Raw genomic sequence first — 20347 nt, 5'->3', positions numbered from 1 at the left:
GAGGCGCGAAGCGCGGTGAGGTGTAACGCTCTCTGCCAGAGAAAGGCATCGACGGCGTCGGGGTATTCGGCCCTGCCCTCTGGTGGCGGCAGGTCCCGGAGACGCAGCTCCCAAAAAGCTCGGCCCGGTCCTGGGTGCAACAAGTCCGTCGGCCAGGTCGGCGCGGAAACCGAAGCGACCGTGCTAGTCGGGATCACCGAGCAGGCTGACGAAGCCGACTCCCTCAGCCTCGGTGCGCGCCAAGCCGGCCACGACCAGGGCCGGGCTCCCTGCGTTTCTCCGAGGACCCGCCTAGGTAGCGGCCGGAGGGCGGGACTCGGGTCTGGCCGTCGGCGATACGGCATTGTATGGATGCGGTCGGCAGCGACTGATCCGGAACACACCTCGTGGCCATGACCTTGCGAAGCGCGCAGCGGGCTATTCCACTGGCACTTTCGGCGGCCCTGGCCGTCGCCTGTCAGCATGCGGATGGCGGCGGACCCGCCTGCGCCGGCCAGGCTTGGCAGGAGACGCGTCTCTACCTCGGCCAGAGCGTTCCGGACGGCCGCGAGGTCGAGCCCGGTCAATGGCGCGCCTTTCTCGACGCGGTGGTCGCGCCACGCTTCCCCGACGGCTTCACAGTGCTCGACGGCACCGGCTTCTGGCGCGACCGGGTGACCGCAGAAACCGGGTCGGAGCGCAGCAAGGTCCTCGTCGTCCTGCACGACGACGGCGCGGCCAGCCGCAAGGCCCTGGAGGAGATCGCCGCCGACTACATCGTCCGCTTCGACCAGCAGGCGGTGCTGCGCGCCGACCGGCCGGTCTGCGTCAACTTCTACAGCGACGGCCGCCCGGCCACATGACCGGAAGCGCGGTCCGAGCCCCCGCCCCCGGCGTCGAGCCCTAGAAGAGGAAAGCCGAGGCGCCCGGATGCTCGACCCCTTGATGCGCAGGGTGATCGACCCGCCCCTGGAGCGTGCCGGCCGTTGGCTGGCTCGCAGCGGCCTGACCGCCAACATGGTGACTTGGCTCGGCTTCGCCGTCGGCCTGGCGGCGATCGCGGCCCTGGCCCTTCAGCTCTACGGCCTGGCTTTGGCGCTGATCCTGGCCAATCGACTTGCCGACGGCCTGGACGGCGCGGTCGCCCGGCAGCGCGGCCCGACCGATCTGGGCGGCTATCTCGATATCGTCTTCGATTTCCTGTTCTACGCCGGGGTGGTCTTCGGATTCGCCCTGGGCCGGCCGGCGGACGCCCTGGCCGCCGCCTTCCTGATCTTCTCCTTCGTCGGCACCGGCAGCTCCTTCCTGGCCTATGCGATCCTGGCCGCCAAGCGTGGCCTGACCACGGACCTCCGCGGCCGCAAGTCGCTCTACTACCTTGGCGGCCTGACCGAGGGCAGCGAGACCATCGCCCTCTTCGTCGCCATCTGCCTCTTCCCCGGCGCCTTCTCCTGGCTCGCCACCGGCTTCGGCCTGCTCTGCTGGCTCACCACCGCCGGCCGCATTACGGCCGCGATCCAAGCCTTTCGGGAGTAAGCTCGCTAGTCGCAAATCTGCGGCAGGCGCCCGATCCTTCGTTCTCCTGCTGTCATGGCCGGGCTTGACCCGGCCATCCATGGAGCAGCGGCGAGATGGATGCCCGGATCAAGTCCAGGCATGAAAGAGAAAGGGAACCAAGCGCCCATCTCTCATTCGTCATCAACGCTCCGGACCAGCAAGACACCAAGCTGCTCCATCGGATGGCAATCCGTGGCGAAAGCCTGATCTCCGACCGGATCGAACCCCAGTTCCAGGAACTCAAACTCGCACGGAAAGTTCATAGGCTCGCTTCCTCCGAGCGCCCAGACAGCTGGCGGCTGCGACGAGGGACCGTGCGCACCCGCCGCGGCTTCCCATTCTGGTCACAGATTGCTGGCACAAATGCCCTTCGGCTGGCGTTAACCCTTCGGCTTGGGCGTCTGAAAGGTCTTACACCGGCGTGGCCATGGCAGGAAGCGGTACGGCAGACAGCCTCGGGGCTTTCGTCCCGCGGGGCGGCGTGGGCGCCTGGTGTCTTTCGGCGCTGCTTTCGCTTTCCTTCCTGCTCGGCCCGGCCGCCGCCAGCGACTGGATCTCGCGGCTGCAGCCGCCGGCCGAGGCCTACTTCTGGCTAGCCGGGGAAGCGGTGGTCCTGCGGCTGCCGCAGGATCTGCCGGCGGGGACGCTGGACCGACTGTCCCTGGAGCTGGACGGCGAGGCCGTCGACGCCAGCCTTGAGCGCCAAGGAGAGACCGTTGCGCTGCGGCTGGAGGTTCCGCCCGCGCCCGGCAGCCACGCGCTGCGCCTGGTCGAGGCCCTCGAGGGCGGCGGGCGTGCCGAGCGCGGTCGCTGGCGGATCGAGGTTCGGGACGCGGCGGTCCCGACCGATCGTGGCCAGGACGAGGCCGCCTCGCGGATGGCCGGATTGCTGGACGAAACCCAGGACGACCGAACGGTCGAGGTGGTCACCGGCGAAGGGCACGCGACCCTGAAGGACGAGCGCTGGGAGGCTGGCGTGGAGGCCCAGTCCGCCGGCGATGAGGCCGCAGAGGAATACCTGATGCAGCTGCGCTTCCGGGACCGGGAGATCGCCTCGGAGGCGAAGGTCGGTCGCCACGATCTCGGCGCCCAGGGCCTGGTCGTCGAGGACGCCGCGCGGCCCGGCGCCTCGCTCTCCCTCGAGACCAGCGACTCCCGGGCCCGGGTCACCGGCTTCGCCCTGAGTGAGGCGGCCCAGCTCAGCGATGACCCGGCGGACCGGACGGAGGGCCCGGACCGGCAGGTCCAGGGCAGCCATCTGGCGCTGCGGCCGATCGAGGCCCTGAAGGACAACCTGGCGATCACCGGCACCTACGCCCGGGGCCAGGTCCGGGAGGGCGCCGCCGCCGACGCCACCGAGTCGGGCAACGCCTGGTCCCTGGCCACCGACACCCGCTGGCTGGACGAGCGCCTGCGCCTGCGCGGCGAGGTCGCGGGCAGCCGGCACGACCCGGACGGCCCGGCCGGCGCCCAGGCCCCGGTCGCCGGCGCGGCCTACGCCGGCCAGGTCGGGATCACCGTTCTCAAGGACCGGACCGTGGCCGAGGCGCCGCTGACCTGGGACCTCGGCCTGGAGGCCGAGCGGCTCGGCCAGGGCTTCGCCAGCCTGGCCAACCCCGACGCCGAGGCCAACCGCCAGACCACGGCGCTGACCAGCCGCCTGACCTGGGACGACTACGCCCTGGAGGCCAAGGCCGGGCAGCGGATCGACAACGTCGAGGCGCTGGCGGCCTTGCCGGTCGAGCGGACCCGGGACGTTGAGCTGAGCGGCCGCTACGCCCCCACCACCGGGCCCGGCGAGGCCCCCCTGCCCGCTTGGCTGGGCCGGCCGACGGTCGGGCTCTCCTTCGGAGTCGAGGACAGCCGTCAGGACGCCCCGCCCGAGGGCAGCGCCGGCCCGAGCGCCAGCCGCCGCGTCGATTCGACCCTCAGCCTGGGCAGCGACTACGGCGCCTGGGGCTGGGACCTGTCGCAATCGCTCGGCTCGGCCAGCGACCAGGCCGAGGGCGAGAGGGTCACCTACGGCACCGGCCTCGGCGCCCGGGTCGCGCTGGGCCGACGCCTGGAGCTGGCGCCCAAGGCCCGCTGGAGCCAGGAGCAGGCCCGCACGAGCGAGGCGACGGTTGAGGAGAGCTGGGAGGTCGGCGTGAAGGCCGAGGTCGTCCTGCTGCCCGACACCCTGAGCAGCAGCCTCGACTACGCCTACGGCTACGACTGGGACCCGGCCAGCACGGCGGTCACCCGGGCCCTGGGCGGCGAGCTGCTCTGGCGTTTCCTGGAGGCCAAGCAGGCGCGGCCGGCCATGGCCCTGTCCCTGGGCGGCAGCGTCGAGGACCGCTGGGACCTGGGCGTCGCCGAAGACCGGAGCCGCGACTACCAGGTCTTCCTCAACCTCAAGGTCAGCCTGCCGGACGGACCTTAAAGCGGCTCGACGGCTTGTCCGCCTGCACCGGAAGGCAGCCGGGTCCGGCTGGAACTGCGGTCACTTGGACTTTGTCGAAGCTAGATAATCCGATCTATTCCAAAGTAAACAGGCTGCCGTCCTTCTGTCCCACGAAGACAGGTTTGTTGTCTCATTTCCGCTTCCCCTCGACGAAGCCTGCGCTCCAACCGCCCTTGTTCACCAATATTCCGAGGCAACACCGGTCGGATCGGTGCTACAATTTCCGCGATACTGTCCCGTTGCAACAAGCGCGTTTAGGGGAAAGACATGGGATTGCGCGACATGCCCGCGCCCGCCCCATTCTCGAATTGGGACGATCTGCGCTTCTTCCTGGAGACGGCGAAGGCCGGCAGCATCTCCAAGGCTGCGAAATGGCTCAATACCACGCAGGCGACGATCAGCCGAAGGATCCTGAACCTCGAGGAGCGTCTCGAGACCCGGCTCTTCGACCGCCTGCCGAGCGGCGTCGTCCTGACCCCCGAAGGCGAGGCGATCCTGGAAACGGTCCGGCACATCGAGGACGCGGTCCTCAAGATCCACCGGCGTGTCCTCGGCTCCGACCGGCGCCTGGCCGGTCCGGTGCGGATCTCCGCCCCGGACGGCCTCACAACCTTCCTGCTCGCACCGAGCCTCGGCCGCCTGCACGAGGCCTATCCGTCGATCTCGGTCGAGTTTCAATGCTCGACCCAGCCTTGCGACATCCTCGCCTCGGAGAGCGATCTTTGCATTCAGTGTCGCAGGCCCGAGTCGCCGGAGCTCATCGCGATCAAGCTCGGCATCGTGCACGGGGTCCTCTGGGCCTCTCCGGGCTATCTCGAGCGCTTCGGGGTCCCCGCCACGGCGCAGGACCTGCTCCACCACCGTCTGCTCGACAACGCGCACTACCAGTACCTGGACGAGGAGTTCAGCGCCTGGTCCAGCCTCCTGCGCGCCGCCAAGGGCCGCCGGTTCTGGACCAACTCGAGCCCCTCCCTCCTGGCCGCGGCCCAGGGCGGTGTGGGTATTGCGATCCTGCCGACCTACATTTGCGAGTTCGTCGACGACATCCTGCCTTTGAACCTGGACGTCCGGGCCCGCATCGGTGTCTGGCTGGTCTACCATCCCAACGTCAAGGGCGCGGCGCGGGTGCGCGCCGTGATCGATTGGATCAGAGACGTCTTCGATCAGGAGGACTGGCCCTGGTTTCGCGACGAGTTCCACCCGCCGAGGATGCTGGGCACGGCGACGCCCGCGCGCCGGGGCCGACCGGTTCACCCTTTGAGGCGCTCGGCTGCGAAATCCGAGCCCTGGACCGTCCGGGACGGCGGTCTCTCCGAGACCGGATGAGAAACGGCGCCGCACCAAGGAAAAGGCGAGCCGGAGCCGGCCCACTTCAAGAGATTGGTCGGAGCGGCAGGATTTGAACCTGCGACCTCTTGACCCCCAGTCAAGTGCGCTACCAGGCTGCGCCACGCTCCGCCGGTGACCGCGCCGTGGCCTTGGTGCCCGGCGGCGGGTCTATATACAGGGGCCGGGCGCGGCTGGCAATGCGGCCGAGACCGATCGGGACAGGGTCAGTCGCCGCGCGCCTTCTTCAGGCTCGCCCGGGCTTCGAGCAGCTCGTCCAGGATGTTGCTCAGCTCCTCCCGGGCCTCGCCGCTCAGCCCGGCGCCGGCGGAATGGCCGTTGGCGCGCGCTTCGCCGGCGGCCGCAGCGGCCATCGCGGTGCGCCGCTCGGCATCGCTGGCCTCGCCCTCGCCCTTCGCCGTCGGCTTGCCGAGGCCGTCGCGCAGCAGCCGCTGCACGCCCTTGATGGTGTAGCCGTCGCGATAGAGAAGGTCGCGAATCCGGCGCAGAAGGACGATGTCCTCGGGCCGGTAGTAGCGGCGACCGCCACCGCGCTTCAGCGGCCTGACCTGGCTGAACTTGGTCTCCCAGAAGCGCAGGACGTGCTGCGGCACCTCCAGCTCGCCGGACACTTCGCTGATCGTCCTAAAGGCGGCCGCCGATTTGCCGCCCGGGTTGATCGCAGGCATCGACGATGATGACTCCTCAGCTTGGCTCGCTCAGGCAGAACCGAGGCTCAGCCGGTGGGCGTCACCGCCCCGTTAATCCGGTTCTTCAAGACGTGGGAGGCCCGGAAAACCAGCACCTTGCGCGGCAAGATGGGCACCTCCTCCCCCGTCTTCGGATTGCGGCCGATCCGCTGGCCCTTCTGCCGGACCGAAAAGCTGCCGAAGGACGACAGCTTGACCACCTCGCCGCGTACCAGCGCGTCCGAGATCTCGTTCAGGACGGATTCGACCAATTCGGCCGATTCGTTCCGCGACAAACCCACTTCCTGATAAACGGCCTCACTCAAATGGGCACGGGTAATCGTTTCACCGGCCATGAGTCCCCCTAAGACCAAACATCTTCAGAACGTTATCGCAAGCCCATCAGGGGGTCAAACCTCTTAATATTTGTAAGGAGATGGGTCGATTCTTGCACTCGCCATCCAAAGCCCCGCCCCCAAGGGGCGGGCCGAGAGGCCCGGCGGCGGGCCGCGGCGGCCGGCCGGCGCTACCAGCGGACCAGGGCCGAGCCCCAAGTGAAGCCGCCGCCCATGGCCTCGATCATGATCAGGTCGCCGGCCTGGATCCGGCCGTCGCCGCTGGCCTCGCAGAGCGCAAGCGGGATCGAGGCGGCCGAGGTGTTGGCGTGGCGGTCGACGGTGACCACAACCCGGTCCATCGGCAGGTTGAGACGCTTCGCCATGGCCTCGATGATCCGAATATTGGCCTGATGCGGGACCAGCCAGTCGATGTCGCCCGGGGTCACGCCGCCGGCGTCCAGGGCCGCGTCGATCGCCTGGCTCATGCGCACCACGGCGTGGCGGAAGACCTCCCGCCCCTCCATGCGCAGGTGCCCGACGGTCTTGGTCGAGCCGGGACCGCCGTCGACGTAGAGCGCTTCGTTGTGGCGGCCGTCGGAATAGATATGGGTTGAGAGGACGCCGCGCTGTTCGGCCTTGCCGTTGCCCTTGGAGGCGGCCAGGACCAAGGCCCCGGCGCCGTCGCCGAAGAGCACGCAGGTCGAGCGGTCCTGCCAGTCGAGGATCCGGGAGAAGGTCTCGGCCCCGATCACCAGCACGTTGCGCGCCTGGCCGGCGCGGATGAAGTTGTCTGCGACCGCCAGGGCGTAGACGAATCCACTGCACACGGCCTGGACGTCGAAGGCGGCGCCCTTGGTCATGCCGAGGGCCGCCTGGATCCGGGTCGCCGTGGCCGGGAAGGTCTGGTCGGGGGTCGAGGTCGCGACCACGATCAGATCGATATCGCCGACCTCGCAGCCGGCCGCCTCGAGCGCAGCCTTGGCCGCCTGCAGCCCGAGGTGCGAGGTGTACTCGTCGTCGGCGGCAATCCGCCGCTCGCAGATGCCGGTCCGCTGGCGGATCCAGTCGTCGGAGGTGTCGAGACGCTGGCTCAACTCCTCGTTGCTGACCACCCGCTCGGGCAGGTAAGCCCCGCAGCCCACGACCTGCGCGCGTAGATGGCTCACAGCGCCGCCGCCTGCCCTTCGGGCGAAGTTTGAGCCGGGATCGTTCGGGACAGGCCATCGAAGTCGGCGGTGATCTTCTCAAGGATCCCGTGCCGCGCCATGTCGACCGCGACGCCAACGGCGTTGGCGAAGCCCAGGGCATCGGTCCCGCCGTGACTCTTCACGACGATGCCGTTGAGCCCTAGGAACATGGCGCCGTTGTAGCGGCGCGGATCGGTCCGCTGGCGCAGCTTGCGCAGGGCGCCGCGGGCGAAGAGATAGCCGATTCGGGCCAGGAAGGAACTCATGAAGGTCTGTCGCATGTACTCGTTGAGCAGTTTTGCTGTGCCTTCGGCCGTCTTGAGAGCGATGTTGCCGGTGAAGCCGTCGGTCACGATCACGTCGACGGTCCCCTTCGCGATGTCATCGCCCTCGATGAAGCCGTGGAAGCGTCCCGGGAGCCCGGCCTGGCGCAGGATCTCGGCCGCCTCCCACAGCGCCTCGTGGCCCTTGGTCTCCTCAGAGCCGACGTTCAGCAACCCGATGCTGGGGGTCTGCAAGCCCAGGACCGTGCGCGCGAAGACGTTGCCCATGACCGCGAAGTCGACCAGGTTGGTGGCGTCGCAGTGCACGTTAGCACCCAGGTCCAGCATGACCGATTCGCTGCGCTGGTTCGGCATGAAGGAGGCGATCGCCGGCCGGTCGATGCCCGGCAGGGTGCGCAGCACGAAGTAGGCCAGGCCCATCAGCGCGCCGGTATTGCCGGCCGAGACCGCGCCCACCGCCTTGCCCTCTTTGACCGCTCGGATGGCGAGGCCCATGCTCGATTCCCGGCCTTGGCGGACGACCGTCTTGGGCCGGTCCTCGGCGCTGACCACCTGGTCGGTGTGAACGATCGTGCTGACCGCCGCCAGGGGCTTCATCTTCTCGAGCTGCGGACGCAACTCATCTTCGCGCCCGAAAAAGATGAAGCGGACGTCGGGAAAGCGCTTCCTGGCGATATTCGCACCGCTCAGAACCATGCCCGGCGCGTGGTCACCGCCCATGGCGTCGAGAGCAATGGTGATGCCGGATTGCAAGGGCGACAAATCCCCGGTTCTCAAGCTTCGACCCCCGCCCGGCTCCGGGCCGGCGGGGGACGCCGTCAGACGGCCTCGACGTCGACGACCTCGCGGCCGTCGTAGTAGCCGCAGGCCGCGCAGACGTGATGCGGCAGCTTCATCTCGCCGCAGTTCGGGCACTCGTTCGGTCCGGCCGACGGCAGCCCGTCATGGGAGCGGCGCATGTCGCGCCTGGACCGGGAGACTTTCTTCTTCGGAACGGCCATGTCTCAAATCTCACAGTTCGAACGGGCCCGCGGAGACGCGCTTATACGCAGAAAGGTAGGCTCTTCGCAAGTCCGTTACCGATTGGTTACACACCACGACGCACAGGGTTAATTTTCGATTAAGCCTGCTTGCCGCCCTTCATTTTCTCGAGTGCCGCGAAGGGGCTTTCCGGGCCGTCTTGCGCGGGACGCAGGGCGGCCGGAACCTCGGCGTCCGGCCGCCGCGGATAAGGATCCAGGGCCACCGCCAGCTGTTGAACCGCAGCCTCACCCAGGTCGATGACCCCGTCCAGGACCTCCTCCGGCAGATCTTCATCGGCCAGGGTCAGCTCCAGCTCATCCTGGGTCACGACCGGCTCCGGGCTGTAGGTCAGGACGAAGTCCTCCGCCAGATGTTGCCCGATGGGCTCCAGAGAGACCACGCAGAGCTGCACCACGTCGGCCTCGAAACGCCCGGAAACCCGGATCAATGGGCCGGCCCCGCTGCGGGCCAGGCGAAAGCGCGCCCGCAGGCCGGAGAGGTCCTCAAGACCGAGCCGCCGGGCCACCGCCCGGCACTCCGCCGGCCCTGCCTCGATCTCCCGGACGAGCTCCTCCTCGCCCAGGGACTCGACGGCAAAAGGCCGAGTGAATTCGCTGTCGGACCTGTCGCGGCCAGCCATTGCGTTACCGTCCGGATGCACCTTCTGGGAAGCGCCGCACTCTAGGGAACCGGCCCTGGGAGGTCAAATCCTTTGCCACCTCGTCTCCGGCCTCAGGCAGGTTCAGGTGGCGGCCCGAAGCTCAGTTCTCCGGCCAGAAGGCCGGGACCGGGCGCCACCTCGATCTCCCGGCGCAGATAGCCGGCCATGGCCGAGACCTGCCAGGGTTGCGGGCTGGTGGTGCCGAAGAGGTTGCGCCGCAGAGCGGCCTCCAGTTCCTCGCTGCCCGCCGCCAGGCCGGCTTCGTAGGCCGTGATGCGGCCGTTGAAACCGGCCGCCATGCGCTTTACCCGCTTGCCGACGCCTAGGTCGCCGGCCCCCATCTCGCGGAGGCTGCGGTCCAGGTCGAGGACCAGGGTGTCGACGAGGTCCTGGGCCAGCGCCTCCGCCTCGGGCCCAAGGGCGCGCAGTCGCCGCAGCACGATGAAGCTGTGCAAGGCGATCATCTCGAAGCGGCCGTCCAGGCTGTCGGGCAGCCCGCAATGCAGGTAGAAGGCTGGCTGGCGCGCCTGGGCCACGACCGCTTCATAGAGCGCCCGCGCAGCTTCGGCGTCCGGACGCCGGCCGAATATCGATTCTAGGACCATTTTCCTAGCATCCTCTCTGCTGGCCCGACGCCTGCCCCCTTGCATTGCCTTTGCCCTTGGGTCTATTCAAGGGGTAAAATAGCGTGCAGACGCTCAGGGGAACGCAAGATATGGGCAAGCAAAACGGAGCAAGACGGGCAATCGGGGGCTTGGCGATGGGGCTGGTCCTCCTCGGCCTGGGGGCCTGCTCCTCCGGCCTCAACACTCATGGCAACCTGCCGGACAAGGAGGTGGTCGAAGGTATCCGGCCCGGCGTCCACGATCAACAGGACGTCCTCGGTATGTTGGGCTCGCCTTCGGCGGTCTCAACCTTCGAGGACAACCGTTGGTACTATATCGGATCGCGGTCGGAGACGGTGGCCTTTTTCGACCCGGACGTCATCGAGCGCAACGTCCTGGTTGTGTCCTTTTCCGAGGACGGCATGGTCGACGAAAAGAAGGTCTACACACTGAACGACGGCCGCGATGTCGATCCGGTCGACCGCGTGACACCGACCGAAGGCAAGGAGCTTTCGGTACTCCAGCAGCTCTTCGGCAACGTCGGCCGCTTCTCGGGCGCCGGCACCGGCCAGTAGGCAGAGGCCCGTCGACGGGCGGCGCGGCGCCCCTCCCGAAAGGTCCCGCGCAAAGGAAAGCCCCGGCGGCCTGGCGGCCACCGGGGCTTTGTCGTACGCCAAGACCTCGACGTGAGGGGCGTTACATCCGGCCGGCGATCATAGGTGCGCGAGCACCGCCAGCAGCAGCAACGCGACGATATTGGTGATCTTGATCATCGGGTTAACGGCCGGGCCGGCGGTGTCCTTGTAGGGATCGCCGACCGTATCCCCGGTCACCGCCGCCTTGTGGGCTTCGGAGCCCTTGCCGCCGAGGTTGCCGTCCTCGATGTACTTCTTGGCGTTGTCCCAGGCGCCGCCGCCCGCGGTCATGGAGATGGCGACGTAGAGCCCGGTGACGATGACGCCCAGCAGCATCGCGCCGACGGAAGACAGGGCGGCGTCCTTGCCGCCGATCCACCACATCACGAAGAAGAGCACGACCGGCGAGAGCACCGGCAGCATCGAGGGGATGATCATCTCCTTGATCGCGGCCTTGGTCAGCATGTCGACGCAGCGGCCGTACTCCGGCTTGCCGGTGCCCTCCATGATGCCCGGAATCTCGCGGAACTGGCGGCGCACCTCCTCGACCACGCCGCCGCCGGCGCGGCCGACCGCCATCATGCCCATGGCCCCGAAGAGGAAGGGCAGCAGGCCGCCGATGAAGAGGCCGACCACCACGTAGGGATTGGCCAGCGAGAAGTTCACGGTCACGCCCTCGAAGAAGGGGAACTCGGCGCTGTTCTTGGAGAAATAGTCCAGGTCCAGCGTGTAGGCCGCGAAGAGCACCAGCGCGCCCAGGCCGGCGGAGCCGATGGCGTAGCCCTTGGTCACCGCCTTGGTGGTGTTGCCGACCGCGTCCAGGGCGTCCGTGGTGTTGCGGACCTCGCCTTCCAGGTCGGCCATCTCGGCAATGCCGCCCGCGTTGTCGGTCACCGGGCCGTAGGCGTCCAGCGCCACGACCATGCCGGCCAGGGCGAGCATGGTGGTCACCGCGATGGCGATGCCGAAGAGCCCGGCCAACAGGAAGGTGCCGATGATGCCGGCGGAGATGATCAGCGCCGGCACCGCGGTTGCCTCCATCGAAACCGCAAGGCCCTGGATCACGTTGGTCGCATGGCCGGTGACCGAGGCCTTGGCGACGCTGCGCACCGGGCGGTAGTCGGTGCCGGTGTAGTATTCGGTGATCCAGATGATCGCGCCGGTGACGACGAGGCCGATCAGGCCGCAGTAGTAGAGATGGCGCCCCACGAAGCTGCGCTCGCCAACCTGGAACGCCGAATCCATCCCGACGATCCACTCTGTGATCGGCCAGAGCGCGATGGCTGAGAGCACGGCGCAGGCAACGAAGCCCTTATAGAGTGCGCCCATGATGCTCTGCGACGCGCCCAGGCGCACGAAGTAGGTGCCGACCACCGAGGTCACGATGCAGACCCCGCCGATCATCAGCGGATAGAGCATCATGGCATCCATCACCGCCTGGCCGGCGAAGAAGATCGAGGCCAGGACCATGGTCGCGACCACGGTCACGGCATAGGTCTCGAAGAGGTCCGCGGCCATGCCGGCACAGTCGCCGACGTTGTCGCCCACGTTGTCGGCGATCACCGCCGGGTTGCGCGGATCGTCCTCGGGGATGCCGGCCTCGACCTTGCCCACCAGGTCGGCGCCGACGTCGGCGCCCTTGGTGAAGATCCCGCCGCCCAGGCGCGCGAAGATGGAGATCAGCGAGGCGCCGAAACCGAGGGCGACCAGAGCGTCGACCAGCTCGCGGCCGCCGCTGCCGCTGGACTTCAGGAAGAGGTAGTAGCCGGCCACGCCCAGCAGGGCCAGGCCCGCCACCAGCATGCCGGTGACCGCGCCGGCCTGGAAGGCGATGCGCAGGCCCTGGCCGAGGCCCTGGCGGGCCGCCTCGGCGGTGCGGACATTGGCCCGGACCGAGACGTTCATGCCGATGTAGCCGGCCGCGCCCGAAAGCACCGCGCCGATCAGGAAGCCGATGCCGACCTTGAGGCCCAGCAGCCACCAGATCACGCCGAAGATCACGATCCCGACGAACGCGATGGTCATGTACTGGCGGTTGAGATAGGCCCGGGCGCCCTCCTGGACAGCCCCCGCGATCTCTTGCATCCGTTCGTTGCCGGCGCTGGCGGCCAGAACCGACCGCGAGGTCACCGCCCCGTAGGCCACGGCGACGAGGCCGCAGGCGAGAACAACGTAAAGCTCTGTCATTTGGTAGCCCTTTTGTAGAACGAGCCGGCGCAGGACGCGCCGGCACCCTCGATGCCCCAAGGAGCCTGGAAAAATGCGCGCGGAAAATGCCAGAAGGCGGCGGCCGTGGCAAGCCGCGGCCGCCCGGCTCAGCCGCTGTTCGGACGCTGCTGCGAGACCCCCTGCAACAGCACGGCATCGACCGTGCCGGCGCCCAGAATCCGCTCGCACACCAGCTTGACGCGCCGCTTGACCAAGGACGAGTCGGGGCCCTGCTCACGCACCATCTTCATGCTGAACAGGCTGTGCAGCTCGGTGAAGAGCGCGTCCATCAGCCGCGGCTTGACCAGCTCGACCTTGAGGATCGCGTCCTCGATCGGCATCTCCAAAGTGATCACCAAGGTGACGAAGCGGGTGACCTTGTTCTGCTGGATCAACGGCAGGATGATCGGATCGATCTTCACGAAGTTCGGCTTGGGTGCCGGCTCGACGGGGGCCTCGGCCTCGGTCGGCTCGGCGTCCTGGTTCAAGAACCACCAGGCTGCGCCGCCACCGGCGAGGAGCAGGACGAGGACCAGACTGATCAGCAGGCGCTTCATGGTCTCTTTGGCTGTTCGGCCGCGGACGACACCAGCCGACAGTCAAGGCACCAGGTCTGAATAAACCATGAAGCCGGAGCGCGAAGCTTGCCCGGCTCCCGGGAAGTTAAACTAGTTCCTTTATATTCAGAATCTTAGAGGGATTTTCTCAAGTCGCCTTGAAAATGGACCCAACCGCTCCGTGAAAGAGCCAGGGGGGCGCCGTCATGGCCCAGGACCGAAACCCCCTCGCCCTTGGCGAAGCGGCCGATGCGGGTGATCGGCAGGTCGAGTTGCTGGGCGAGCTCGATCAGGCTCTCCCGCTGCGACTCGCGCGCCGAGAACAGCAGCTCGTAGTCGTCGCCGCCGGTCAGGACCGTCTCCAGCTGCTCCGGTGCCTTGGCCAGGACCTCCAGGGCGGCCGGCGAGACCGGGACCTCGGCAGCCCAGAGCTCGGCGGCCAAGCCGGCACCCCGCGCCAGGTGCCCGAGATCGGCGACCAGGCCGTCGGAGACGTCGATGGCGGTCCGCGCGAAACCGCCCTCAGCCAGGGCTTGGCCCAGCTCCACGCGCGGCTGCGGCAGGCGATAGCGATCCGCCAGGGCACGGCCCGCGTCCTCAGGGACCTCTGCGAGCCGGCCCTCCAGGACGAGAAGGCCGAGCGCCGCGTCGCCGATGCTGCCGGAGACATAGAGGTCGTCGCCCGGCCGGGCGCCGTCGCGCCGCAAGGCCCGCTCTCCGGGAATCCGACCGAGCGCGGTCAGGGTCAGGACCGGCGGCCCGGGGGTCGACACGGTGTCGCCGCCCAGAAGCCCGACCTGATAGCTCGCCTGGTCCTCGGCCAACCCGCGCGACAGGCCGGCGAACCAGGATCCGCCCAGGTCGTCGGGCAAGGCCAGGTTCAGCAGATATGCGAAGGGCTTGCCGCCCATGGCGGCGATATCGGAGAGATTGACCCGCAGCAGCTTGCGCGCCACCAGCTCGGGCGGATCCTCGGGCAGGAAGTGAACGCCCTGGACCAGAGTGTCGGAGGTCACGACGACGGACTTGTCCCGGCCACCTGGAAAGATGGCGGCGTCGTTCCGGAGCCCGAAGGCGCCGGCCTGCTTGGCCGCCAGGGGTGCCAGGTAGGTCTCGATCAGGTCGAACTCGCCCGCCATCCTGGAGGCCCCTCTAGCCCTGCCTCGCCCGATGCCGCTCGCGCGCGGTCGAGGCCTCCGGGCCGCGCAGCATCCTCGCCAGGCGGTCCAGGACGCCGTTCACCATGCCGGGCTCCTTGCCGTCGTAGAAGGCGTGGGCCAGGTCGAGGCATTCGTTGATGACCACGCCGACCGGCACCTTCGGGCGGGACCGCAGCTCGTAGGCGCCGAGGCGCAGGATGATCCGGAGCAGCCGCTCCAGCCGCTCGACCGGCCACTCGGCCGCCAGCACCTCGGACAGCAACGCATCCAGGGCTTCGGGCTCCTGGCTGACCGCGACCACCAGCTCGTTGAAAAGGTCCTCGTCGAGGTCCCTGAAGCTGACCCCGTCGAGCTCCTCGTCCCGCCGGTGCTTATGGAACTCCAGCACCACGGCGGCCGGGCGCTGGCCGGTGATCTCGACCTGGTAGAGCGCCTGGACCGCGGCGAGGCGCGCCATGTGGCGCCGCCGGCTGAAGGCCTTCGATCTCGATTCGCTTTCGGCCAAGGCGTCCTACCTGGGAAAGAGGCGAAAGTGCCGCTTGACGCCGATCATCGCCAGGCAGGCGCGGGCCGCGTCGCCGCCCTTGTTCTTGCGCTTCACGGCGGCCCGCTCCATGGCCTGGTCGTGGGTCTCGCAGGTGAGGATGCCGTAGCCCAGGGCCAGGGTGTAGTTCACCGCCAGGTCCTGGAGCTTGCGGGCGCTTTCCGTGCAGATGTAGTCGTAGTGCGAGGTCTCGCCGCGGATCACGCAGCCCAGGGTGATATAGCCGTCGAAGCGGCGGCGGCCGGCGTAGAAGTCCATCGAGCGGATCGCCATACGAACCGCCGCCGGGATCTCGAAGGCGCCGGGCACCTCGATCCGCTCGCTGCTGGCGCCGGCGGCCTCGAGCTCGGCGGTGGCGCCGCTGAGCAGCTCGGCGGCCACGTCCTCGTAATAGCGGGATTCGACGATCAAGAGGTGGGGCGTCTCGCTCAAGCCTGGTTTCCTTCGACCTTGACCGGCTGCTGGCCGACGACCTTGAGGCCGTAGCCGTCCAGCCCGATGAAAGTATGGCGGGTGTTGTGCAGCAGGATCATCTCCCGCACGCCAAGGTCAAGCAGGATCTGCGCGCCGAGGCCGTAGTCCCTCAATTCGGCCATCGGGGGCTGGCTCTGGGTCTCGCGCTGCTCGAGCTCCCGCGCCAGGTTGGCCATCATCGAGTTCCGGATCAACACCACGACTCCGCGGCCCGCCTCGGCGATGATCCGCATGGCCGCCTGCAACTCGCCGCCGCGGCCGCTGGACAGGTCGCCCAGAACGTCATCCAGCACGCTGAGCGCATGGACCCGGACCAGGACCGGCGCCGACTCATCGATCCGGCCCTTGGTCAGGGCGATGTGCTCGGTGCCGGTCACCGCGTTGGTGTAGACCGTCATCTCGAAGGCGCCGCCGTGCCGACTTTCGAACCCGCCGACCGCGCGGCGCTCGACGATCTTGTCGTTGCGCAGGCGGTAGGCGATCAGATCGGCGATGGTCGCGATCTTGAGGCCGTGGCGCTGGGCGAAGCCGATCAGGTCGTCGCGCCGCGCCATGGTGCCGTCGTCGTTCATGATCTCGCAGATCACGCCCGAGGGATAGAGCCCGGCCAGGCGGGCGAGGTCCACCGCGGCCTCGGTGTGCCCGGTGCGCATCAGGACCCCGCCATCGCGGGCGACCAAGGGGAAGACGTGCCCCGGCATGGAAAGCTCGTCGGGGCCGGCCGTGGGGTCGATCGCCACCGCCACGGTGCGCGCCCGGTCCGGCGCCGAGATCCCGGTGGTGACCCCGTGCCGGGCCTCGATGGAAACCGTGAAGGCGGTCGCGTGGCGGCTCTCGTTGCGCTGCTCCATGCGCGGCAGGCGCAGCTCCTCGGCGCGCTGCCGCTCCAGGGCCAGGCAGATCAGGCCGCGGCCATACTTGGCCATGAAGTTGATCGCGTCCGGGGTCGCCATCTGCGAAGGGATCACGAGGTCGCCCTCGTTCTCCCGGTCCTCGTCGTCGACCAGGATGAACATGCGGCCGTTGCGGGCCTCCTCGATGATCTCGTCGATCGAGGCCTTGATCTCGCCGAAGGTGGCGCGCCAGGGCTCCTGCTGCGGGTGTGACACCGGGTTCAATCCTGCCTGCCAAGCTGGCGCTGAAGGTAGCGCGCCAGCATGTCGATTTCCAGGTTCACGCGCTGCCCGGGCTGGGCCGCACCAAAGCTCGTGTTTTCAGCGGTATGCGGAATGATGTTTACGCCGAATCTCACCCCCTCTCCGGGCTCGTCCTCGACCTCGTTGACGGTCAGCGAGACCCCGTCCAGGGCGACCGAGCCCTTGGCGGCGATGAAAGGCGCGACCTCGGCCGGGGCCCTGAACACGAAGCGCTGGCTGTCGCCCTCGGGCCGGCGCTCGAGGATCTCAGCGGTCGCGTCGACATGGCCGGAGACCAGGTGGCCGCCAAGTTCGTCGCCGAGGCGCAGCGCGCGCTCCAGGTTGACAGGATCGCCCGGCTGCCAGGCGCCCAGGGTGGTCCGCGACAGGGTCTCCGCCGAGACGTCGACGGCGAAGCAGCCCGGCCCGGTCTCGACCACAGTCAGGCAGGTCCCGGAACAGGCGATCGAGGCGCCGATCTCGATGCCCGCCGTGTCGTAGGCGGTCTCGATCACGAGGCGTGTGTCGCCGCCCGGCCGAATCGCGCGCAGGCGCCCGAGATCTGTAACGATTCCCGTGAACATGGGCCGAACTTAGGCGCTTCGCCGGAAGGATTCCAGCACGTCGCCGTCCAGGATCTCGAGCCCGATGCGGGCGAAGCCCGGCGCCGCCGACAGCACCTTCAGCCCGAGCTCGGCAAGCGCCGGACGGCCGTCGCCGCCGATGATCTTGGCCGCGCGGAACCAGTGCAGCTCGTCGACCAGGCCGGCCTTCAGCAGGCCGGCGGCCAGACGGCCGCCGCCCTCGACAAGGACCCGGGTCAGGCCGAGCCCGCCCAGGGCCTTCAGGGCCTCCTTCAGATCGAGGTGGCCTTCGGGGCCGCGCCCGACGCGGAGGATTTGCAGCCCGGCGTCCCGGTATGGGGTCAGGCGCTCCTGTGCGACGTCCGTCCCGGTCACCAGGCAGCTCGGCCGCGCTGCGGCCTGTGCGACCAGATCGTGGGACAGAGGCAGGCCCAAGCCGCCGTCGAGCACGACGCGCAACGGCCGCACCACCTCCAGCCCCGGCAGGCGGACGTCGAGGCGCGGGTCGTCGGCCAGGGCGGTGCCGGCGCCGACCAGGACCGCATCGTGCCGCGCCCGCAGCAGGTGCGCCCGGGCCCGGGCTGCCTCCCCCGTGATCCACCTGCTCTCGCCGGTCGCGGTGGCGATCCGGCCGTCGAGAGTGGAGGCGAGCTTGAGCGCGACCAGGGGCCGGCCCTCGGCGCGCAGCCGGAGGTATCCGGCGTTGACGGTCTCGGCCTCCTCGCGGCAGAGCCCGAGTTCGACGGCGATGCCGGCGGCCTTCAGGTGCGCGATTCCCCGCCCCGCGACCCGCGGGTCCGGGTCCTCCAGGGCGACGACACAGCGCGCAACGCCAGCGGCGATCAGGGCCTGGTCGCAGGGCGGCGTCTTGCCATGATGGGCGCAGGGCTCCAGGGTCACGTAGGCCGTGGCGCCCTTGGCGGCGTCTCCGGCCCGCCACAGCGCCTCGGCCTCGGCGTGGGGCCGGCCTCCGGGCTGGGTCCAGCCGCGGGCGAGGACCCGACCGTTTCGGGCGATGACGCAGCCCACCGCCGGGTTGGGTGCGACCCGGCCGAGCCCGCGCCGGGCCAGGGCCAGGGCGCCGCGCATCTCCCGTAGGTCGGAGCGATCAGTCGCCGTCGGTGCCGAGCTTGCCAACGAACTCCTCGAAGTCGCGGGCCTCGCGGAAGTTGCGGTAGACCGAGGCGAAGCGCACATAGGCGACGGGGTCGAGGCCCGAGAGCGCGTCCATCACCATCTCGCCGATCAGCTTGCTGGGGATCTCGCTCTCGCCCGAGCTTTCGAGGCGCCGGACCAGGCCATTGACCACGCGTTCGGTCCGCTCGGCATCCACCGGCCGCTTGCGCAAGGCGATCATCATGGAACGCAGGAGCTTGTCCCGGTCGAAGGGCTCGCGCTGTCCGGTGCCTTTGACCACCGTCAGCTCGCGCAGCTGCACCCGCTCGAAGGTCGTGAAGCGGGCGCCGCAGTTCGGACACTGGCGACGGCGGCGGATCGCCGAGTTGTCCTCGGTCGGCCGCGAGTCCTTTACCTGGGTGTCTTCGTTACCGCAGAACGGGCAACGCATCGTTCCGGCCCCCCAATGCTGACCTCCCCTTCCGTCTCAAAATCCCAGGCGCCTCAGAGCCCCGGATAGATCGGGAACCTGCGGCAGAGCGCAAGCACCTCCGCACGGACCGCCCGCTCCACGGGCTCGTTGTTATCGGGGTTCGCGGCCAGGCCGTCGAGCACCCGGCCGATCAGGGCGCCGACGTAACGGAACTCGGCCGGCCCGAAGCCGCGGGTGGTTCCGGCAGGTGTGCCCAGGCGGACGCCCGAGGTCACCGTCGGCTTCTCCGGATCAAAGGGGATCCCGTTCTTGTTGCAGGTGATACCGGCCCGGTCGAGGCTCTCCTCGGCCTGCTTGCCGGTCAGGCCCTTGGGCCGCAGGTCGACCAAGACGACATGGGTGTCGGTGCCCCCGGTCACGATATCGAGGCCGCCCTCCACCAGGGTCGCCGCCAGGGCCCGGGCGTTCTCGACCACCCTGCGGGCATAGGCCTTGAACTCCGGCTGCAGGCATTCGCCGAGCGCCGCTGCCTTGCCGGCGATGGCGTGCATCAGCGGCCCGCCCTGCAGGCCCGGAAAGGCCGCGGAGTTGATCTTCTTGCCGAGGTCCAGATCGTTCGACAGCACCAGGCCGCCGCGCCCGCCACGCAGGGTCTTGTGTGTGGTCGTAGTCACCACGTGGGCATGCGGCAGGGGGCTGGGATGGGCGCCGCCGGCGACCAGGCCGGCGAAGTGCGCCATGTCGACGTGGAGATAGGCGCCGACCGCGTCGGCGATCTGTCGAAAGCGGGCGAAGTCGATGATCCGCGGATAGGCCGAGCCGCCGGCGACGATCAGGCGGGGCTTGTGCGCGCGGGCCAACTGCTCGACCTCCTCGAAGTCGATCAGGGCGTCCTCGCGGCGCACGCCGTACTGCACGGCCTGGAACCACTTGCCCGAGAGGTTGGGCGGCGCCCCGTGGGTCAGATGCCCGCCGGCGGCGAGCGACATGCCCATGATGACGTCACCCGGCTTGCAGAGCCCGAGCAGGACGCATTGGTTCGCCTGGGCGCCCGAGTGGGGCTGCACGTTGGCGAACTCGCAACCGAAGATGGTCTTGGCCCGTTCGATGGCCAGGCCCTCGACCACGTCGACGTATTCGCAGCCGCCGTAATAGCGCCGTCCGGGATAGCCCTCCGCGTACTTGTTGGTCAGGACCGAGCCCTGGGCCTCGAGCACGGCGAGAGAGACGATGTTCTCGGACGCGATCAGCTCGATCTGGTCCTGCTGGCGGCGCAGCTCGTCCCTGATCGCGGCGTCGAGCTCGGGATCGGCCTCGGCCAGCCCGGCCGAGAAAAAGCTGCCGACCGGGGGCTCCTTCGCGGCGGCATCGAGTGCGGACATCTGCTTGCAATCCTCCCCTTTTGGCG

General features: G+C 68.8%; 22 protein-coding genes and 1 tRNA gene. 5 read left to right on the top strand and 18 right to left on the bottom strand.

The window, feature by feature from the left end:
- The first annotated feature begins 392 nt into the window (after nt 1–392).
- From QNJ30_05425 to QNJ30_05410, 4 genes are all read left to right on the top strand, one after another.
- Nucleotides 393–842 carry a DUF3574 domain-containing protein gene (locus tag QNJ30_05425; protein MDJ0942879.1) on the top strand — a complete coding sequence of 150 codons (450 nt, stop codon included), beginning with the start codon at nt 393–395 and terminating at the stop codon, nt 840–842.
- A gap of 67 nt (nt 843–909) precedes the next feature.
- Complete coding sequence (locus QNJ30_05420; GenBank protein ID MDJ0942878.1) at nt 910–1515, top strand: CDP-alcohol phosphatidyltransferase family protein; 606 nt, start codon at nt 910–912, stop codon at nt 1513–1515.
- Between the two features lie 448 nt (nt 1516–1963).
- Nucleotides 1964–3958 (top strand): hypothetical protein, encoded by a 1995-nt coding sequence (locus QNJ30_05415; protein ID MDJ0942877.1) that lies wholly within the window; start codon nt 1964–1966, stop codon nt 3956–3958.
- Nucleotides 3959–4261: 303 nt separating this feature from the next.
- The gene (locus QNJ30_05410) at nt 4262–5305 is read left to right on the top strand and encodes a LysR family transcriptional regulator (GenBank protein MDJ0942876.1); all 1044 of its coding nucleotides are present in this window, start codon (nt 4262–4264) and stop codon (nt 5303–5305) included.
- Between the two features lie 55 nt (nt 5306–5360).
- On the opposite strand, the gene QNJ30_05405 is transcribed toward QNJ30_05410, so the two are convergent.
- From QNJ30_05405 to QNJ30_05370, 8 genes are all read right to left on the bottom strand, one after another.
- Nucleotides 5361–5437 (bottom strand) — tRNA-Pro (locus QNJ30_05405).
- Nucleotides 5438–5532: 95 nt separating this feature from the next.
- Nucleotides 5533–5994, bottom strand: coding sequence for a MerR family transcriptional regulator (locus tag QNJ30_05400; protein ID MDJ0942875.1), 462 nt, complete (start codon nt 5992–5994; stop codon nt 5533–5535).
- Between the two features lie 47 nt (nt 5995–6041).
- Complete coding sequence (locus QNJ30_05395) at nt 6042–6350, bottom strand: integration host factor subunit alpha (protein MDJ0942874.1); 309 nt, start codon at nt 6348–6350, stop codon at nt 6042–6044.
- Between the two features lie 170 nt (nt 6351–6520).
- A complete protein-coding gene (locus QNJ30_05390; protein MDJ0942873.1) occupies nt 6521–7498 on the bottom strand; it encodes a beta-ketoacyl-ACP synthase III in 978 nt (325 codons plus the stop codon).
- Nucleotides 7495–8556 carry a phosphate acyltransferase PlsX gene (gene plsX / locus QNJ30_05385; protein ID MDJ0942872.1) on the bottom strand — a complete coding sequence of 354 codons (1062 nt, stop codon included), beginning with the start codon at nt 8554–8556 and terminating at the stop codon, nt 7495–7497. Before plsX ends, QNJ30_05390 begins: the two co-directional genes overlap by 4 nt.
- Nucleotides 8557–8621: 65 nt before the next feature.
- The gene (gene rpmF / locus QNJ30_05380) at nt 8622–8804 is read right to left on the bottom strand and encodes a 50S ribosomal protein L32 (protein ID MDJ0942871.1); all 183 of its coding nucleotides are present in this window, start codon (nt 8802–8804) and stop codon (nt 8622–8624) included.
- A 119-nt stretch (nt 8805–8923) separates the two neighbouring features.
- A complete protein-coding gene (locus tag QNJ30_05375) occupies nt 8924–9466 on the bottom strand; it encodes a DUF177 domain-containing protein (GenBank protein MDJ0942870.1) in 543 nt (180 codons plus the stop codon).
- Nucleotides 9467–9558: 92 nt separating this feature from the next.
- Nucleotides 9559–10092, bottom strand: a complete 534-nt coding sequence (locus QNJ30_05370) for a ubiquinol-cytochrome C chaperone family protein (GenBank protein ID MDJ0942869.1) — start codon at nt 10090–10092, stop codon at nt 9559–9561.
- Nucleotides 10093–10247: 155 nt separating this feature from the next.
- Here QNJ30_05370 and bamE point away from each other — a divergent pair, with 155 nt between their 5' ends.
- Nucleotides 10248–10667 carry an outer membrane protein assembly factor BamE gene (bamE, locus tag QNJ30_05365; protein MDJ0942868.1) on the top strand — a complete coding sequence of 140 codons (420 nt, stop codon included), beginning with the start codon at nt 10248–10250 and terminating at the stop codon, nt 10665–10667.
- Nucleotides 10668–10805: 138 nt separating this feature from the next.
- Here the strand turns inward: bamE and QNJ30_05360 are convergent, their stop codons facing one another.
- The 10 genes from QNJ30_05360 to glyA all read right to left on the bottom strand — a co-directional run bounded on the left by QNJ30_05360 (nt 10806) and on the right by glyA (nt 20321).
- Complete coding sequence (locus tag QNJ30_05360) at nt 10806–12914, bottom strand: sodium-translocating pyrophosphatase (protein ID MDJ0942867.1); 2109 nt, start codon at nt 12912–12914, stop codon at nt 10806–10808.
- A gap of 128 nt (nt 12915–13042) precedes the next feature.
- Nucleotides 13043–13492: a hypothetical protein gene (locus tag QNJ30_05355; protein MDJ0942866.1), complete on the bottom strand. Its 450-nt coding sequence runs from the start codon at nt 13490–13492 to the stop codon at nt 13043–13045.
- 134 nt (nt 13493–13626) lie between these two features.
- Nucleotides 13627–14631: a thiamine-phosphate kinase gene (gene thiL, locus QNJ30_05350; protein MDJ0942865.1), complete on the bottom strand. Its 1005-nt coding sequence runs from the start codon at nt 14629–14631 to the stop codon at nt 13627–13629.
- Nucleotides 14632–14644: 13 nt separating this feature from the next.
- On the bottom strand, nt 14645–15157 hold the full coding sequence (gene nusB / locus QNJ30_05345) for a transcription antitermination factor NusB (protein ID MDJ0942864.1): 513 nt from the start codon (nt 15155–15157) through the stop codon (nt 14645–14647).
- Nucleotides 15158–15163: 6 nt separating this feature from the next.
- Nucleotides 15164–15628, bottom strand: a complete 465-nt coding sequence (locus QNJ30_05340) for a 6,7-dimethyl-8-ribityllumazine synthase (GenBank protein ID MDJ0942863.1) — start codon at nt 15626–15628, stop codon at nt 15164–15166.
- Nucleotides 15625–16779 (bottom strand): 3,4-dihydroxy-2-butanone-4-phosphate synthase, encoded by a 1155-nt coding sequence (gene ribB, locus QNJ30_05335; GenBank protein ID MDJ0942862.1) that lies wholly within the window; start codon nt 16777–16779, stop codon nt 15625–15627. The genes QNJ30_05340 and ribB overlap by 4 nt, the downstream gene beginning before the upstream one ends.
- Nucleotides 16780–16784: 5 nt before the next feature.
- Nucleotides 16785–17390 carry a riboflavin synthase gene (locus tag QNJ30_05330; protein MDJ0942861.1) on the bottom strand — a complete coding sequence of 202 codons (606 nt, stop codon included), beginning with the start codon at nt 17388–17390 and terminating at the stop codon, nt 16785–16787.
- A 9-nt stretch (nt 17391–17399) separates the two neighbouring features.
- Complete coding sequence (ribD, locus tag QNJ30_05325) at nt 17400–18479, bottom strand: bifunctional diaminohydroxyphosphoribosylaminopyrimidine deaminase/5-amino-6-(5-phosphoribosylamino)uracil reductase RibD (GenBank protein ID MDJ0942860.1); 1080 nt, start codon at nt 18477–18479, stop codon at nt 17400–17402.
- A gap of 19 nt (nt 18480–18498) precedes the next feature.
- Nucleotides 18499–18957: a transcriptional regulator NrdR gene (gene nrdR, locus QNJ30_05320; protein ID MDJ0942859.1), complete on the bottom strand. Its 459-nt coding sequence runs from the start codon at nt 18955–18957 to the stop codon at nt 18499–18501.
- Between the two features lie 53 nt (nt 18958–19010).
- Nucleotides 19011–20321 (bottom strand): serine hydroxymethyltransferase, encoded by a 1311-nt coding sequence (gene glyA, locus QNJ30_05315; protein ID MDJ0942858.1) that lies wholly within the window; start codon nt 20319–20321, stop codon nt 19011–19013.
- Between the last annotated feature and the right edge of the window lie 26 nt (nt 20322–20347).

It is taken from the genome of Kiloniellales bacterium (genome assembly GCA_030066685.1).
In the GTDB taxonomy this organism is placed as follows: Bacteria; Pseudomonadota; Alphaproteobacteria; order Kiloniellales; family JAKSBE01; genus JAKSBE01.
This window is presented reverse-complemented; position numbering and strand designations above follow the sequence as displayed.

What these genes read in the sequence shown, in the direction of transcription:
- ribD (MDJ0942860.1), bottom strand. Translation starts at nt 18,479, where the DNA reads ATGCGCGGCGCCCTGGCCCTGGCCCGGCGCGGGCTCGGCCGGGTCGCA.
- QNJ30_05355 (MDJ0942866.1), bottom strand. Translation starts at nt 13,492, where the DNA reads ATGAAGCGCCTGCTGATCAGTCTGGTCCTCGTCCTGCTCCTCGCCGGT.
- glyA (MDJ0942858.1), bottom strand. Translation starts at nt 20,321, where the DNA reads ATGTCCGCACTCGATGCCGCCGCGAAGGAGCCCCCGGTCGGCAGCTTT.
- rpmF (MDJ0942871.1), bottom strand. Translation starts at nt 8,804, where the DNA reads ATGGCCGTTCCGAAGAAGAAAGTCTCCCGGTCCAGGCGCGACATGCGC.
- QNJ30_05360 (MDJ0942867.1), bottom strand. Translation starts at nt 12,914, where the DNA reads ATGACAGAGCTTTACGTTGTTCTCGCCTGCGGCCTCGTCGCCGTGGCC.
- QNJ30_05330 (MDJ0942861.1), bottom strand. Translation starts at nt 17,390, where the DNA reads ATGTTCACGGGAATCGTTACAGATCTCGGGCGCCTGCGCGCGATTCGG.
- QNJ30_05400 (MDJ0942875.1), bottom strand. Translation starts at nt 5,994, where the DNA reads ATGCCTGCGATCAACCCGGGCGGCAAATCGGCGGCCGCCTTTAGGACG.
- QNJ30_05375 (MDJ0942870.1), bottom strand. Translation starts at nt 9,466, where the DNA reads ATGGCTGGCCGCGACAGGTCCGACAGCGAATTCACTCGGCCTTTTGCC.
- thiL (MDJ0942865.1), bottom strand. Translation starts at nt 14,631, where the DNA reads ATGGCGGGCGAGTTCGACCTGATCGAGACCTACCTGGCACCCCTGGCG.
- QNJ30_05425 (MDJ0942879.1), top strand. Translation starts at nt 393, where the DNA reads ATGACCTTGCGAAGCGCGCAGCGGGCTATTCCACTGGCACTTTCGGCG.
- QNJ30_05415 (MDJ0942877.1), top strand. Translation starts at nt 1,964, where the DNA reads ATGGCAGGAAGCGGTACGGCAGACAGCCTCGGGGCTTTCGTCCCGCGG.
- QNJ30_05370 (MDJ0942869.1), bottom strand. Translation starts at nt 10,092, where the DNA reads ATGGTCCTAGAATCGATATTCGGCCGGCGTCCGGACGCCGAAGCTGCG.
- QNJ30_05410 (MDJ0942876.1), top strand. Translation starts at nt 4,262, where the DNA reads ATGCCCGCGCCCGCCCCATTCTCGAATTGGGACGATCTGCGCTTCTTC.
- bamE (MDJ0942868.1), top strand. Translation starts at nt 10,248, where the DNA reads ATGGGGCTGGTCCTCCTCGGCCTGGGGGCCTGCTCCTCCGGCCTCAAC.
- QNJ30_05395 (MDJ0942874.1), bottom strand. Translation starts at nt 6,350, where the DNA reads ATGGCCGGTGAAACGATTACCCGTGCCCATTTGAGTGAGGCCGTTTAT.
- QNJ30_05420 (MDJ0942878.1), top strand. Translation starts at nt 910, where the DNA reads ATGCTCGACCCCTTGATGCGCAGGGTGATCGACCCGCCCCTGGAGCGT.
- nrdR (MDJ0942859.1), bottom strand. Translation starts at nt 18,957, where the DNA reads ATGCGTTGCCCGTTCTGCGGTAACGAAGACACCCAGGTAAAGGACTCG.